The 1526-nt window shown below is 60.0% G+C and carries 3 protein-coding genes; 1 reads left to right on the top strand and 2 read right to left on the bottom strand.

Annotated features, from left to right (window positions below; all coding sequences use genetic code 11):
• Positions 1–433 (bottom strand): transposase (locus tag E3T54_RS11810; protein WP_174844419.1); only part of this gene is annotated, 433 nt, incomplete at its 3' end.
• A gap of 3 nt (positions 434–436) precedes the next feature.
• Between E3T54_RS11810 and E3T54_RS17725 the strand changes: the two genes are divergently transcribed.
• Positions 437–844, top strand: a complete 408-nt coding sequence (locus tag E3T54_RS17725; protein ID WP_370255497.1) for a DUF4190 domain-containing protein — start codon at positions 437–439, stop codon at positions 842–844.
• Between the two features lie 318 nt (positions 845–1162).
• Here E3T54_RS17725 and E3T54_RS16840 read toward each other — a convergent pair.
• On the bottom strand, positions 1163–1526 hold a 364-nt coding region (locus tag E3T54_RS16840), incomplete at its 5' end, for a hypothetical protein (protein WP_166804908.1).

Genomic DNA, 1526 nt, shown 5'->3' with positions numbered 1-1526 from the left:
CGTCGAGGCCCGCGCAGATCCGGGATACTTCGGACTTGGAGATGCCGGTATCAGCGCCGAGCGCCTTGACAAGGTCGTCGACCTTGCGAGTCGAGACGCCGTGGACATAAGCCTCCATCACGACCGCGAACAGGGCTTGGTCAACGCGGCGGCGCCGCTCCAGCAGAGCCGGGAAGAATGACCCTGCGCGCAGCTTCGGGATCTTCAAATCGAGGTCCCCGGCCGTGGTGCTCAGCGTCCGCGGGCGGGTGCCGTTGCGGTAGGTGGTGCGGTCGCCGGAGCGTTCGAACGGGGCGGCGCCGATGAACGCGGACGCTTCCGCATCGATCAATTCTTGATACAGGGTTTCGGTCGCGACGCGGATGCGGTCGGTGACATCGGTGAGTTTGAGATCGCCAAGCAGGTTGAGCAGGGCAGACTGGTCTAGAGCCATCGTGTGGTGTCCTTCGTGAGTTGCTTTAGTCGGTACTCACTGACCATCCCACGGTGGCTCTTTACGTTGACGGAGCAACGCTCAACAGCGGGAAACCACACCACTCACGGGGACGCAACCGATGGCCAGTCGTGGACGGAAAACTATCGGCCTGCACCTGGAACGGTCGCACCCAAGAACACCCCTGCCACGCTCGGACTAGTCTTCGGCATCGCATCTGCTTTCTTGTTTGAGTTCCTAATTCCGGGGCCTGCCGCAATCGTGTTAAGCATTGTCGGCATCAGAAGGGCTAATGCCCTGGGGAGCGCCGGCAACCGGGCGGTGGGGCGAGGACCCGCTATCGCGGGCCTCATCCTCGGAATTGTCTACACTCTGTTGCCCCTTCTGAAAATTGCCATAGCCGCCTCGTGACCCCTCGCCGAGATAAGGCGGCAGGTCGTTGGCCGGTGAGCGTTCGCTCATCGAAGCGGAGCTTCTCGACACCTGCGGAACACCGCGCCTACTCACTAGGGCGGTGACCCGTGTTTGCCTCAGTTTTCCTGCCCCGATAGGCTGCGAGTACCTCTTCGAGGCCGCTACGCGGTCGCAGCCTATCGGGGCACCGGCTAAATGCCTGATCAGATGGTATTTCTTGATGCATCAGCGGCTGTGAACCATCTCCGCCCTGGCGCCCTCAAGTACATGTGCTACATTTGCATCAAGCAACGCGGGTAGCTCGCTCGAATATTCTTATTCTTGCCGGTGAGGCGTTATGCCCCAGATGTCTACGGACTGCCTGGGGCTGCTTTCTTTAACCGTTGACGGTGGGGCCACATTCACGACAAGCTCGCGCGACTCTATGCAGACAATGATGCGCCGGTCGCATTCATTGACGAGAGTTTCGAAATCGACGGCGACCGCACGTTCTACATTGTTGGCGTCGCTGTAGTGAACCGCGATCAAATGGTCGCAACGCGAAATACATTGATGGACTTCTACAGCGGCGATGCCCTCCACGCCGGTCCTATGTATCGTCGTGGCGAACTCGAGACGCTTAGACAGGCGACCGTTCTTGTCGCCGACGAACACGACGGTCTCGATATCGTGGTTTGCG

Source organism: Cryobacterium sp. Sr8, from assembly GCF_004403225.1.
In the GTDB taxonomy this organism is placed as follows: Bacteria; Actinomycetota; Actinomycetes; order Actinomycetales; family Microbacteriaceae; genus Cryobacterium; species Cryobacterium psychrotolerans.
This window is presented reverse-complemented; position numbering and strand designations above follow the sequence as displayed.